The organism is Arthrobacter sp. (assembly GCF_031179385.1).
In the GTDB taxonomy this organism is placed as follows: domain Bacteria; phylum Actinomycetota; class Actinomycetes; order Actinomycetales; family Micrococcaceae; genus Arthrobacter_D.
In genome coordinates this window covers 39,197-52,945 of the sequence record NZ_JAPSHV010000008.1, presented here as the reverse complement: position 1 = coordinate 52,945, position 13,749 = coordinate 39,197, and the positions used below count along the sequence as shown (strand labels likewise).

The window sequence follows — 13,749 nt, the reverse complement described above, 5'->3', positions numbered from 1 at the left end:
GTGGACAGGTCAATGCTCTCAAGGGTCTCACGGCGGAAGGCACGGTAGCCGGCGGTAATGTCGCGCACCGACAGACCAAGCATTGTGCGCGAGTACAAGCTACCGGCGCGTGAGAGCAGCTTGCGATGGAACGGCCAGTTGACAACTGAGCCGCCCGGAACCCATCGGGAGCCAATTACAAGATGAGCACCGGGGACTGCATCGAGCAACGAGGGAAGCTGCTCCGGCTGATGCGATCCGTCGGCATCCATCTCGACGAGAACGTCGTATTCACGGTCAAGCGCCCACCGGAAACCGGCGATGTAAGCGGCACCGAGACCCTCCTTGCCCTGCCGATGCAGGACATGAACGGCTGAATCGTTCGCTGCTATCGCGTCCGCCAGCTCCCCTGTGCCGTCAGGACTGTTGTCGTCCACCACGAGAACGTCGGAGTGCGGTACGGCTGCCCGGAGCCGGTCAAGAGTCAGGGGAAGTGATTGGCGCTCGTTGTAGGTGGGAATGATCGTAACAACGCGCACTCAAGAACCTTTCGATGGGGCAGGTGCGCAGGCGCGCAGCAGCTCGGTGAACCGGGACGGGCTTCCCAGTATAGGCAGATGCCAACTGCACGCCTCATCCGCCGACTTCCCGCGCGGCTCCAGGGCCGCGAAGCTTGAAGGCACTGCCCAGGATGGGAAGGGCCAGCGACTTGGATGGGAAGGGCCAACGATGGGCTCGCGGGTAGGCTTGCACGCCTTCGGGCCAGCAGTGATCAATTGATCGGCGCTGTTTTCTACTGACGTGCAAACCTACCCGTTTGTGAGTACCAAGCCTTCCACCGCGCGAAAGAGCCTAACATCCACGTCTTTCGTCCCCTTTGGCGTCGCAGTATGCGGTGGCTCGGTCAGGTCTATCCGGAATGCCAGAGTACGACCCGTAGATCTAACAGCTTACGGGCTGTGGAGGAGGTGTCAACAGCGTCCTGACGTGCGGTTTTAGGTATTCGTGCAGGTCAGCGGAGCGCCCGGTGGGCCGCCGGGGTTGATCAGATCGGGACCGAGGTTACCGATGGGTAAGGCTGTCGTCAGCGAAGAGCTGGACCCCCTTGTGCATGGTCTGCAGGCATCGTGGCTCGTTCGCGGAATCGAGAGCGGGAAGCAACGGGGTTCCGGCGCGCGGATCCGTGCTCCAGGACTGGACCCGACTGTCCGGCGTCTGGACCATCAACTCATCGACCTCCCACACCGCATAGGACGCGGGCGCTCCTGGAACGAGCTGACCGAGGAGCGGATTCTCCGCGCCTACTGCACGCCAGCCTGCTCGCGTATGCGCAAGAAATGCCGCCCGGGCGGAAATCCGCTCCTCGGGGCTGGCATGCGCGATGCACGCACGGACGGACTGCCAGGGAGACATGCGGGTGACGGGAGAGTCAGAACCAAGGCACACCGGCACCCCCTGGCTCAGTAGGCTGCCCACCCTGTTCATCGGCGTGTACCTGTCCGGGCCCAGGCGCTGTTCGTACAGCCCGCCAGGTGCACCCCACAGCGCGTCGAATCCCGGCTGGGCGCTCACAATTGTTCCGAAATGGGCCAGTTTCTGAATAGCATTATCATCGGCCATTTCGACGTGCTCCAGCCGGTGCCGCGAAGCCCGGACCTTTTCGACCCCGTGGATGACTGCGGTCTTCTCCAGTCCGGCGATCACAGTGTCCAGTCCTTCGTCGCCGATAACGTGGAAGCCCGCCTGCAATCCTGCCGAGGTTGCTGCTGAGAGGTGGGCGGCGACGTCGTCCTCGTGCATGAAAGTGCTTCCGCAGCTGTGCGGCGCATCAGCGTACGGAACCCTCATGCGGGCAGTGTGCGAGCCGATGGAGCCGTCGACGTTGAGGTCGCCGCCGAGGCCCAGGATGCGACCGTCGAAGCCCTGGAGGATGCCGAGCAGCTCCTCCTCGGAGGTGGCCCTTTGCCCCCAGTAGGCGAGAACTTCCGGGTATGCACCGTCGCGTTCGAGCAACGCCAGGACGTCCTCGCGCGGGGCGATATGCGGAGCAGCCATCTCGACGACTGCAACGATCCCGTGCGCGGCCGCGTGATCGAGTGCCGCGCGCTGAAGCTTGTCCCTTTCACCGATGCTCAGATTCCGCACCGCAGACCGGACTGCGAAGTGGGCGTCCCGTACAACGAAACCGTCGTCCCACCCATCGTGGTCCTGCAGGGAGAGCCGCCCGGCCAAAGACGCGGAGACGACAGCGGAGTGCACATCAGCGCGGACGAGGTAGACATCCCGGCCGCCGGACGCATTCTCGAGCTCTGCCGCCGTGGGCGGCCGGCGCTCAGACCACCGCGACTCGTCCCACCCGTTGCCTAGAATCGTTCCGGTAGTATCAGCGGCTGCGCCGGCTACCAGCTCCAATAGTTCGGCAAGACTATTCACCGCGGTAAGGTCGAGCGAGGTGAGCGCCAATCCCGTCTCGGTGGTGTGCACATGGGAGTCGACAAAGCCGGGGGCAATGAGCGCGCCCTGTAGGTCGATCACGTCCATGCTGCTGTCAGCCAGCGCGGCCGCCGCGTGCTCGGATCCGACCCACGCCACCGTGTCGCCCGTAACCAGCATGGCGGTGGCGAAGGGATCGGCGGCGCTGTAGACGGAGCCGTTGCGGTACAGGACGGGCTTGGGATCTTGTGCTGGCACAGGTACGACTTTCGGGTTGGGAGTGTTCATTCCGTCACGGCAGAGTATGCGACTACGCCGCGCCGGATGAGGTCGATCGAGTTGATGCAGAGGCGGCGGAAGCCGGGAGGCAGGTCGGGCACCTTTGCGAGCTGGTCGATGAGATCGATAATCTGCTTCGCCCAGCGCACGAAATCGCCGGCCGCGAGATCGGTTCCCTGCAACGCGCTCTGCAGCCCTTTTCCGCGAGCCCATTTATAGATCGGCCACATCAGGCCGAAGTCCGGTTCACTCGTAACAGTGAGGCGGTACTGCTCCTCAAGGTCGGTCAAGCGGGACCATTGCCGGATCACGACATCAACGGACGTCTCCAGCGAGACGGACGGCATGCGTGGACGCAGACCGCGCTCCTCCCGCTTGGCCTGGTACACGAGCGCCGACGCAAGGGCGGCAAGCTCGGCGGCATCAAGGTCATTGAAGGCACCGTTCTCGAGGGACAGTGCGATCAGGAGATCCTTTTCACCGTAGATCCGACGAAGCTTCTGGCCGGCTGGAGTAATCGCGAGGCCCTGCTCTTCGTGTTCCTGCAGATAGCCGTAGCTGAGCAGAACCTCGGATACCCGGTCGAACGTCTTCGCGATGGTGTTTGTGCGGCCCTGGATCTGCTGGGCTATCCGGTCCGTCTCCCGCCGCAGCTTCCACCACCGTTCAGCCCAGCGGGCATGGTTTTCGCGGTCGCTGCAACCATGACAGGGGTGGGCGCGGAGTCGACGGCGCAGGTCGGCAATGGCCTTCTCCTGCCGCTCGCTTCCGACGGTCTGAAATTCGACCGGTGTCCTTGAGGTGGGTGGACGCCGATCGTTGAGCGAGTTCCGAAGGGACGCGGCGAGATCGCGGCGGTCCTTCGGCTTGCGGGCATCGAACTGCTTGGGTACCCGCAGACGCGACAGGACCTCGACCGGACCATCGAGATCCTGCACCGACAGCCGCCGGACGTGCTTCTCGAGGGTCAGAACGGTCGGACGCGGATCGCGCGCCGTGTCCCCCGCGAGAACGACCGCGTAGCCGGCTACCCGCCCCGCGGGAATATCGACGACATCGCCGGGCCGAAGCGCTTCCAATGACGCCGCGGCCGCGCTGCGCCGGTTCCTGGCGCCGGCCTTCGAGGCCGCAGCCTCGAGGTCGGACAGCTCTCGCCGGATCGCCGAGTACTCCGGGAAATCGCCCAGGTGGCAAGTCATCGCGTCTGCATACCCCTTGAGGGATTCTTCACGCGTGCGCACCTGACGCGCGAGCCCCACGACGGAGCGATCTGCCTGGAATTGGGCGAACGAGGTTTCCAGAATCTCGCGGGTCCGGTGCTGCCCGAACTGCGAGATGAGGTTGATGCTCATGTTGTAGGTGGGACGGAAGCTGGAATTGAGCGGGTACGTACGGCGGGAAGCCAGACCGGCGACCGCGCCCGGGTCCGTGCCGGGCTGCCACAGAACGACGGCGTGACCCTCCACATCGATTCCGCGTCGCCCTGCCCGTCCGGTGAGCTGTGTGTACTCCCCCGCCGTGATGTTCACGTGGGCTTCCCCGTTGAACTTGTCGAGCTTCTCGAGGACCACCGACCGGGCGGGCATATTGACGCCGAGCGCCAGCGTCTCTGTTGCGAAGACTGCCTTGACGAGGCCCTCCTCGAAGAGTTTCTCCACCACTTCCTTGAAGGTGGGAAGCATTCCGGCGTGGTGCGCCGCGAACCCCCGGATGAGACCCTCCCGCCAGGACCAGAAGCCGAGAACTTCAAGGTCTTCCTCGGGAATATCGAGGGTTGCTTCCTCGATACGGTCACTGATGATGCCGCGCTCGTATTCCGTCGTCAGCCATAATCCGGCGTCCAGACACTGGGTGACTGCACCCTCACAGCCGTTGCGAGAGAAGATGAAGGTGATCGCCGGCAGGAGGCCTTCCCGATCCAATGCGGCGATTACCTGCGGGCGGCTCGCTCTCCGCACGGCAGTCTGCGGTTGCTGGTACCGGCTTTGGCCATTGCGTCCTCGCTTGGGGCCGGAGCCCCAACGAGCCCTCTGGTTAAGCCGCGTTTCGGTGGTCGCGAGATCAAGCAGTTCCGGGTTGACAGCGAACTTTTCTTCGGCGCCGCTTGACGAACCTTCAGCTGCTGCTTCATCGAAGGCCACTTCACCGGCGAACAGGTCAAGCAGTTGCTGGCCAACCATCACGTGCTGCCAGAGCGGAACGGGCCGGTGCTCTGAGACCACAACATCGGTGTCCCCCCGCACGGTATGGAGCCACGCACCGAACTCCTCGGCGTTGGAGACCGTCGCGCTCAGGGAAACCACCTTGACCTCGGTGGGCAGATGAATAATCACTTCTTCCCATACGGCACCCCTGAACCGGTCAGCTAGATAGTGCACCTCGTCCATGACGACGTAGCCCAGACCCGCGAGTGTGTCGGAGTCCGCGTACAGCATGTTGCGGAGAACTTCCGTGGTCATGACGACGACGGGGGCTTCGGGATTGATGCTGGTATCTCCGGTCAACAGACCGACCTGGTCAGCGCCGTGGACAGCGGCCAGCTCAGCGTACTTCTGATTGCTGAGTGCCTTGATGGGTGTGGTGTAGAAGGCCTTCAGATGATCGCTGAGCGCCATGAAGATGGCGAATTCACCGACGACGGTCTTCCCTGCACCGGTGGGCGCCGCGACCAGCACTCCCCTGCCGGCCTCAAGGGATGTGCAGGCTTCCCGCTGGAACTCGTCGAGGTCGAAACCGAGGGTTTGCTCGAACTGGTGGAGTCGGGTTCTCGCGTATCGATTGCGTGCCTGCGCTGCCTGATACCGCTCGGCTGGGGAGGTCATGGATCAAGCCTAGACTCTCGGAAGGTCAGGCTACTGCAACCGCGCAGGGCTTAGAGGTCGTCGATGCTCGATGCCCTGTCGGCATTCGCCTCTATGTCAGCCTCGCGGGCTGCGTTTCGCTTGTCGCGGCGCTTGTCATTCATGAGGCAGAGTGCGATTGCCACAAAGAAAAGCAACAGCAGCGGCACGGCCAGATAGAACATGCTCATGGCATCGCCGCCCGGCGCAGCCATTGCTGCGAAGAGGCAGATGAGGAAGACAGTGATGCGCCAGGACTTCAGAACCTGCTTGCCCTTGATGATGCCGACGAGATTGAGTCCGAAGAGCACCACCGGGAGGAGGAAGGCTATGCCGAACGCGAGCATGAGCCGCAGAAGGAAGGTTATGTACACCGGAACGGTGATGAGGTTTGCAAAGCCTTCAGGGGTGAAATCGGTCAACACCCGTACTGCGCTTGGAAGTATCAACCAAGCCAGCCCCAGACCGGCAATGAACAGCGGAACGGCGACGGCGATGAAACCGAGGGCTATGCGGCGCTCTTTCACCTTCAGCCCGGGCGTGATGAAAGCCCATAACTGATACAGCCAGACGGGACTGGCAATGACGAGGCCGAGAAACACCGAGATCTGGATCATCAGATCGAATGGCGACCCAACGCCGTCGAAATTCAGCGCCGCATTGCGGCCCTCGATCTCGTTGATGTCACGAACCGGCTTGGACATTGCCTCAAGCACCGGGTTGTAGATGAAGAACCCGACGACGGTGCCCACCACCACGGCAATCGCGGACTTGAACAGCCTATTGCGCGCCTCGATGAGGTGTTCCTTGAGCGCCATGCGCCCTTCAGGATTGGCTTTGCGCCCTTTCACCCGCGCCATAGCGCTCAGTTGGAGGACGGAGTGTTACCCGGGCCCGAGGAACGGGTGGTCCCATGGTGAGGATCGCGGGAGTGCGAGGTGTCGTCGTGGCGCGGCTGGTTCACCACGCGTCCCTCGACCGGAGATCCGTCTGGATCGTCCGACCCGTTCTCTTCCTTCATCTGCCGGACTTCCGACTTGAAGATCCTCAGCGACTGTCCGACGCTGCGAGCCAGACCCGGCAGTTTGGGGGCACCAAACAGGAGGATCGCGATGACGATGATGATAAGTATGTGCCAACCCTGAATCTGCATGGCGATTGTCCTCTCGGTGATTCTGGTTCAAGTCTAGGTCATAGGTGCGGTAAATCACGCAGGCGCTGGGGCTGGCCTCGAAGGGACCGCCGTCGTACTCTGCGCTCAAGCCGCTGCCACTGCCGGAGCCGTGCTGCACGGGAGTTTTCAGCACGCACAGCGGCGGGAGTTTCGAAGATGGCGAGGGGTATAGGGCGGGAGCCGGATTCCAGGTGCGTAACGGAGTCAGGCGAAAGCAGCTCGGACGCCCGCCCCAGCTCGTCCATCACACCGGTGAAGCCGCGGAAGATCCGCCATGCGAGGAAACCCAGAAAGATCAGTGCCAGCGCGGCAAGGGCCAGCCACAAGAGAATCCACGTCCACCATTCCATGTTCCAAGTCTAGTTGGAGCCGTGCTGCCCGTAGACGTTCAGGGCAGCATCCACGAAGCTGAGCGCATTCTTCCGAGCATCCCCGGGCATCACCACCGTGCATTCACCCCCGAGGCTGGCTACCAGGCTGGGAAGCCGTCCGGTTGTATTGAGGCGGATCTCCGCGGCAAGCCTGCCGTCATTGGTCTCGGCGGTCCGTACAGCGGAATATGACTGGGCAATCCACCGGGCACCGGCGCCAAGTACTAGAACCACCGTTTGATCAGCAGTGGACGGGTCAAAGATGACAGGGGGTGACTCGGCCTCGGCTGTGGCGGGCAGGTCGGTCACATCGACCTGCTGCATGCGGTCCAACCGGAAGTTTCGCCGTCCGCGGGCACGGTGACACCAGGCGTCCAGATACCAGATGTCGTCATGCAGGAAGGCCCTGAGGGGCTCCACATTCCTTTCGGTCACCTCGTCGCGGGCAGGCACGACGTACCGCAGGTGAAGTTGTTTGCGTTGCTCGATTCCGGCACGCACCGTCGCGAGGACGGGAGCTACTTCATCCTCTGTAACTCGGGCGGCGATGGACTCATTCATTCGTGCGGCGTCTCCTGCCCCGCTGCGCAGCTTCTCGCTCGCGGACCGGACCGCGGAGTCATCGGGAAGCCCCGGCAGGTTGATGAGTGTGTCGAGGCCCACCAGGAGGGCGCACACCTCGTCCAGTCCGAAACGGATAGGGTCACCGAGCGACTGTGGATCAGTGATGTGAATCCGGTCGTCGTCGAGGTGGATGTCGATCAGGCCGTCCGGATAGAAACGTGGACCGCTCACAAAGAGCAGTTCGACGTCCCGGATGAGCTGGGACGGTGAGACACCGAAGGCACGGGCAGCCTCGGCCACTTCCACTCCCGGATGATTGAGGAGATATGGAACGAGGTCGAGCAGTCGTAGTAGCCGGTCCTCCGTTGATACGGCATGGCTCACCGCGGACCGGGGCGGTGCGTCTTCACTGAAGGAGAACGTCGGCGGCGCTTCCCTGAGCGCCCGGGCAGCACTCTCCAGCCGGCGCAGGACTTCCGCCACGAGTGGCTGCGGGGACAGAGCCTGCGCGTTCTGTCCGAACGACGCAATCTCCCCAGCTGCCGTTGCTTGATCTGTATAGGTGTATTCGAGTGTGTCCCACCCGTCACCCCGCTCAGTTGTCGTAGCGCCCGGACGAGCCCGGAGAATATGACAGGTTCCCGTCCTGACTGCGACCGTGGCGTGCAGGCCTGTCTGTCCTGCGGCGAGGGTGGCGAGGGAAGCGGACATGGAGAATTCCGGAGGTACCGTGTAGCTCCCAGGCTGCACGGCGGGCGGCGTCGTCATGCGCGTTAGGCGGAACCAGCGCTCTGCCTGACGATCAACGTCGAATCCGACGAGGTACCAGTGCCCGAACCTACTTCCCATGCCCCATGGCTGTACTGTGCGTTCCCGCTCCTCGCCTGTGCTTGCCGCACGATATCCAAACCGGATCACCCGACGTCCGCTCGTAGCCTGCCAGAGCTCATCCCAGAACGGTTCATTCGTGCGGATCCGTGCATCGATAGGGGAAGCGGGCACAGGCTCCGCATCCACTCCCCTGCCCTGCAGCTTCCGTAGCGCGCGGGAGGCGGCTGATCCGAGTGAGGCCTCTTCCCACATTCCTGCAGCAATAGTCAGTGCTGCTGATTCTGCAGCCGTGAAGCTCATGCCCGGGAGACGGTAGTCTTCGGCATCTATCCGGTAACGGGTTGACGTGTTGTCATTTTCGAACAGTGAGTCTTCAGTGAACGACTCAAGCGGGATGCCCTGTTCACGGAGCGTCGCCTTGTCCCGGTCGAACAGCTTCTCACGCGCTGCCGGCGTGGAAGCCTGTTCGTACTGCTCAATCTCGCGAAACAACTCCTCCTTCGTCCAGCCCCGCCGGGTAGACAGGAGCAGCATCACCAGGGTGAGCAGACGCTCTGTTCGTTTCGCTGACACGGTGGCAAGAATACCCTTCTCGACGGGACCCAACGACGACGAAGGGCGGGCAAGCATCCCGAATGAGAGTTGCTGCCCGCCCCTGGCCTTTGATGGTGTTAGCGAACGCCCATCAGGTCCACGACGAAGATGAGGGATTCGCCCGGCGCGATCGCCGAGCCGGCACCGCGGTCACCGTAGGCAAGGTGCGGCGGAATCTCGAGGCGGCGCCGACCGCCGACCTTCATACCGGGAATTCCCTGGTCCCAACCCTGGATGACCTGCCCGACGCCGATGCGGAAATCCAGCGGCGTACCGCGGTTCCAGGAGGAGTCAAACTCCTCCCCGGTTGAGAAGGCTACCCCGACGTAGTGGGCGGAGACAGTGTCCCCGGCCTGGGCCTCCCGGCCGGTGCCCTCAATGAGGTCCCTGATGACAAGGTCCTCGGGCAGGTCGTCTCCGGGGAAGTCAACCTCAGGTTTGGTGCGGTCGTATTCGCGCTGTCCGAACGACATGGCGGCTCCTTTACTACTGTGCGGCTACTTTTTCAACGATCTCTACATAGAAGGCCAGCGGTCCGGCCGGTCCCTGCTGGGGCTGGTCACCGTAAGCCATCTCGGACGGAATCACCAACAGAACCTTCGAACCGGCCTTCAACCCCGACAGTCCCTGGGTCCAGCCGGGGATGACACCGCTGAGCGGGAACTCCGAGGGCTCGCCGCGTTCGAAACTCGAATCGAACTGCTCACCCTGCCATGACCACCCGGTGTAATTGGCGGCGATGGTGTCAGCTTCCGTGATCTCTTCGCCGGTACCCTCTTCGATGACCTTGACCACGAGGTCAGCCGGAGCCTCATTCTCCGGGAACTCGATCGATGGCACGCCTTCGCCGTCGAGTGTCACAGTGGGAAGCTGACCAGCTTCCTCGAGCTCGGCGACTTCCTCGGAAGAGAGCTTCTTCGGCGGGTTCTCTGCACTGATCACCTGCAGAACGAGAAGAACTTTCTGCGACTGGGGCTGTTCCTCAACCGCGGGGATGGCGAAGGCAATCTGGGAACCCACCGTGGATCCAAGCATTACTTCATAGAGGGACGGGTACACCTCTTGGAGCTCTTCATCGAGCGGCAACGTTTGCGGGGCGCCTGCCTCGTACGAATCCTGAATTCGGCTGCCGTCCTCAGGATTCAGGGAGAGGACGTGAACTTTCACGTTCTGGCCGACCTCGATGACGGCGCCGTCACCTTCGGTCACGGTACGGGCCCCCTGCTCTGTGATGTCGAGCGGAGCGTCGAACTCAACCTCTGGAGCGGCGTCGGGCCCGGCATCTGTGACCTCGATGGATTCGAGTGTCTCGGCAGCGCCTGCCGTCTTGCCGGCGTCTTCAAAGTCCGCCGGGGTACTTGCGCCGCCGCAGCCGGTCAGGAACAGCATCGCGGGCAGCAGGAATGCTAATACTTTTCTCACAGTATTTCTTTCAAGTGGGATGGAGAACGCGGTTCCGCGGTCCCGCCGGTCGTCCTTTCGGCACCGGACTTACCTACCCTAACGGGTTGGGCAGCAAACTTTCTCCCGTGCCGGTTGACGCAGGGATGCTTACAAATGCTCGAGAAGCGCTGTCACGCGCTCGTCCTCGGACGCGAATGGATCCTTGCAGAGGATCGTCTGCTGTGCCCGATCGTTGAGCTTCAGGTGCACCCAGTCGACGGTGAAATCCCGGTTTGCTTCCTTCGCGCGGCGAACAAACTCGCCCCGCAAACGGGCACGGGTGGACTGAGGTGGAACGTCAACTGCGGCCTTGATCTCGACGTCATCGACCACGCGCTCCGTCTCTCCGCGGGCCTGCAGCATGAAGAACAGACCGCGTGTCCGGGAGATGTCGTGGTACGTAAGGTCCAGTTGGGCAACCCTCGCAGAATCCAGGTCCAAATTATTGCGTTCCATGTAGCGGTCAATCAGCTTCTTTTTGATTGCCCAGTCAATCTCCCGATCGATCAGGGCGTGGTTGTCCGTCTCCACTGCGCGCAAGGCTCGCTCCCAGAGTTCAAGTACGCGTGGAAGGTGGGGCGTGTGCGCGCCTTCAGCCTGCACGAACGCCCGGGCGCGGCTGAGGTACTCATGCTGGATATCGAGGGCAGATACTCGTCGGCCGTTAGCCAGTTTCAGCGGCTGGCGGCCGGTGAGGTCGTGCGAGATTTCCCGGATGCTCCGGATGGGATTCTCGAGACGGAAGTCCCGCATGATGACGCCGGCCTCGATCATGCGGAGAATGAGGTCAACTGACGCTACCTTCAGCAAAGTCGTTGTCTCGGACATGTTCGAGTCCCCGGCGATGACGTGGAGCCGCCGGTAGAACTCCGCATCAGCGTGCGGTTCATCGCGGGTGTTGATGATGGGCCGGGACCGGGTTGTAGCTGACGAAACCCCTTCCCAAATGTGGTCTGCCCGCTGGGAAAAGGCGTAAAGGGAACCGGACTGGGTCTTCAGCACCTTCCCCGCCCCGACCAGCAACTGCCGGGTGACGAGGAACGGAATCAGAATGTCGGACAGGCGGGAGAATTCCAGCTTGCGCGGGATGAGGTAGTTCTCATGGGAGCCGTAGGAGTTACCTGCGGAATCCGTGTTGTTCTTGAAGAGATAGACCCGGCCGTCATATCCCTCCTGACCGAGCTTGCGCTGGGCTTCGGCGATCAGGTCCTCGAGGATGAGTTCGCCCGCACGATCATGCGCTATCAGCTGCGCAACGTCGTCGCACTCGGCCGTGGCGTACTCCGGATGAGAACCGACATCCAGGTAGAGACGGGAACCATTGGTGAGGAAGACATTCGATGACCTCCCCCAGCTCACCACCTTTCGAAAAAGGTAACGGGCAACTTCCTCGGGCGAGAGCGGCCGAGAATTGGGACCGGAGTAGGCGATCCCGAATTCCGTCTCGATCCCATAGATCCGGCGGTCCATTACAGGGACACTCGTTCATTGCTCAGCATGTCGTCCACATCCTGGGCCGGTATGCGACGGAAGGCCCGGACGGTACCGCGAGCGGTGAGCGGGTCTCGGTCCAGCACCGCCACCTCGAGAGTCCTCGAACTCAGCTGTGCCCGCGGCTCCGCGGAGGTTCCGCCGTCGTGCCGGAGGGAGTCAACAGCAGCACGGATAGTTTCGGCGAAGTCCTGCTCGGCGCTCCAGCGGCCCTTCAGCGCATCAACCACCGCATCCGCCTGGCCGCCCATCACGATGAATCCTGACTCATCGGCGATGGAGCCGTCGAAGGTCAACCGATAGATGTGATCCTGGCCGATGGTGTGTCCGACCTCAGCGACCGCAAGTTCCACCTCAAACGGTTTACTCTCAGCAGTGAAGACCGCTCCGAGGCTCTGCGCATAGACACTGGCCAGTCCACGAGCCGTGACGTCTTCGCGGTCGTAGGAGTAACCCCTGACGTCCGCATACCGCACCCCGGCCTGTCGGAGGCTCTCGAACTCGTTGTACTTCCCCACGGCGGCGAAGGCGATGCGGTCGTAGATTTCGCCCAACTTGTGCAATGAAGGTGAGGGATTCTCGGCAACCAATGCAATGCCATCCCTGCAGGTCAAAACGATGACGGAGCGTCCGCGTGCGATACCCTTTCGCGCAAAATCGGCGCGGTCCTTCATCAGTTGTTCGGGCGAAACATAGAACTGTTGGGTCATGGCTAGGCCTCCCGCCCTGATACCGACCGTGACGCGATAATCTCCTCCGCCGCCTCTGCGAGGCTCCGCTCGGGGATGCGCCGGGCACCCGCACTGTTCACGGTGTAGACCACCGGCCAGAGCTGGCGCACGACGTCGGGGCCCCCCGTCGCCGAATCGTCGTCGGCCGCGTCATACAGCGACTCCACCGCCACTTTCACGGCAGCATCCTCTCCAAGGTTCGGCTTCCAGAGCTTCTTGAGCGCGCCGCGCGCGAAAACCGAACCGGAACCGACCGAATGATGTTCCTGCTCCTCGTAACGTCCGCCGGTGACGTCATAGGAGAAAAGCCGACCGACCCGGCGAGTGGTGTCGAACCCCGCGAAGAGAGGAACAACCGCCAGGCCCTGAAGGGCAAGCGGAAGGTTCGCCCGGATCATGGCAGCGAGCCGGTTGGCTTTCCCATCAAGGCTCATCCGCATGCCCTCGATTTTCTCGTAGTGTTCCAGCTCAACCTGGAACAGACGCGTAATGTCCAAAGCAATGCCGGCGCTGCCCGCAATCCCAAGCACCGAGAACGTGTCCGCGGGGAAAACCTTCTCTATATGGCGGCTGGCGATGATGTTTCCCATTGTCGCCCGCCTGTCACCGGCCATGAGCACACCACCGGCATAGGTCAGTGAAACGATTGTGGTGGCATGGGGAGCCAGGTCCACGCCAGCTCCGGCATGATTCGCTGCATTGCGGGCAGAGGGTAGTGCGGCGGGATTCTGTGCGGCGATGTAGTCGGAGAAAGAGGTGGATGCGGCCCGGCCTATGGCTGAGGCCGCGTCTTCCGGCAGCATGCGTTACTGTCCGCCCTTCTGCACGAATCCACGGACGAATTCCTCCGCATTCGACTCAAGCACACCGTCGATTTCATCGAGCAGATCATCGACACCTTCGGTCTGGCTGTTGTCCTGCGACTGGTCCGCTGCCGGTGCCGGTGCTCGGTCGGGCGTGACCTCGTCCTGCTCCTCGGGGCGCGATCCGGTGTTCCGCTGGTCCTGTGTTGCCATGAT

13 protein-coding genes are annotated in these 13,749 nt (G+C 62.5%); all 13 read right to left on the bottom strand.

Annotated elements, in window-relative coordinates:
- A partial coding sequence (locus RIF85_RS03010; RefSeq protein ID WP_309070431.1) for a polyprenol monophosphomannose synthase occupies positions 1-518 on the bottom strand: 518 nt, incomplete at its 3' end.
- 523 nt (positions 519-1,041) lie between these two features.
- The gene (locus RIF85_RS03005) at positions 1,042-2,700 is read right to left on the bottom strand and encodes an amidohydrolase (protein WP_309070430.1); all 1,659 of its coding nucleotides are present in this window, start codon (positions 2,698-2,700) and stop codon (positions 1,042-1,044) included.
- Positions 2,697-5,513: a DEAD/DEAH box helicase gene (locus tag RIF85_RS03000; protein WP_309070429.1), complete on the bottom strand. Its 2,817-nt coding sequence runs from the start codon at positions 5,511-5,513 to the stop codon at positions 2,697-2,699. Before RIF85_RS03000 ends, RIF85_RS03005 begins: the two co-directional genes overlap by 4 nt.
- Before the next feature lie 50 nt (positions 5,514-5,563).
- Positions 5,564-6,391, bottom strand: coding sequence for a twin-arginine translocase subunit TatC (tatC, locus tag RIF85_RS02995; RefSeq protein ID WP_309070428.1), 828 nt, complete (start codon positions 6,389-6,391; stop codon positions 5,564-5,566).
- Between the two features lie 5 nt (positions 6,392-6,396).
- Positions 6,397-6,684 (bottom strand): Sec-independent protein translocase subunit TatA, encoded by a 288-nt coding sequence (gene tatA, locus RIF85_RS02990; RefSeq protein WP_309070427.1) that lies wholly within the window; start codon positions 6,682-6,684, stop codon positions 6,397-6,399.
- 38 nt (positions 6,685-6,722) lie between these two features.
- On the bottom strand, positions 6,723-7,055 hold the full coding sequence (locus RIF85_RS02985) for a hypothetical protein (RefSeq protein ID WP_309070426.1): 333 nt from the start codon (positions 7,053-7,055) through the stop codon (positions 6,723-6,725).
- A gap of 9 nt (positions 7,056-7,064) precedes the next feature.
- Positions 7,065-9,101: a WYL domain-containing protein gene (locus RIF85_RS02980; protein WP_309070425.1), complete on the bottom strand. Its 2,037-nt coding sequence runs from the start codon at positions 9,099-9,101 to the stop codon at positions 7,065-7,067.
- A 41-nt stretch (positions 9,102-9,142) separates the two neighbouring features.
- Positions 9,143-9,538 (bottom strand): FKBP-type peptidyl-prolyl cis-trans isomerase, encoded by a 396-nt coding sequence (locus RIF85_RS02975; RefSeq protein ID WP_309070424.1) that lies wholly within the window; start codon positions 9,536-9,538, stop codon positions 9,143-9,145.
- 13 nt (positions 9,539-9,551) lie between these two features.
- Positions 9,552-10,487 carry an FKBP-type peptidyl-prolyl cis-trans isomerase gene (locus tag RIF85_RS02970; protein WP_309070423.1) on the bottom strand — a complete coding sequence of 312 codons (936 nt, stop codon included), beginning with the start codon at positions 10,485-10,487 and terminating at the stop codon, positions 9,552-9,554.
- 129 nt (positions 10,488-10,616) lie between these two features.
- The gene (pafA, locus tag RIF85_RS02965; protein WP_309070422.1) at positions 10,617-11,978 is read right to left on the bottom strand and encodes a Pup--protein ligase; all 1,362 of its coding nucleotides are present in this window, start codon (positions 11,976-11,978) and stop codon (positions 10,617-10,619) included.
- The gene (gene prcA, locus RIF85_RS02960; protein WP_309070421.1) at positions 11,978-12,709 is read right to left on the bottom strand and encodes a proteasome subunit alpha; all 732 of its coding nucleotides are present in this window, start codon (positions 12,707-12,709) and stop codon (positions 11,978-11,980) included. The genes pafA and prcA overlap by 1 nt, the downstream gene beginning before the upstream one ends.
- 2 nt (positions 12,710-12,711) lie before the next feature.
- Positions 12,712-13,533, bottom strand: a complete 822-nt coding sequence (gene prcB / locus RIF85_RS02955) for a proteasome subunit beta (RefSeq protein WP_309070420.1) — start codon at positions 13,531-13,533, stop codon at positions 12,712-12,714.
- Between the two features lie 3 nt (positions 13,534-13,536).
- Positions 13,537-13,746 carry a ubiquitin-like protein Pup gene (locus RIF85_RS02950; protein ID WP_309070419.1) on the bottom strand — a complete coding sequence of 70 codons (210 nt, stop codon included), beginning with the start codon at positions 13,744-13,746 and terminating at the stop codon, positions 13,537-13,539.
- Positions 13,747-13,749 lie beyond the last annotated feature (3 nt).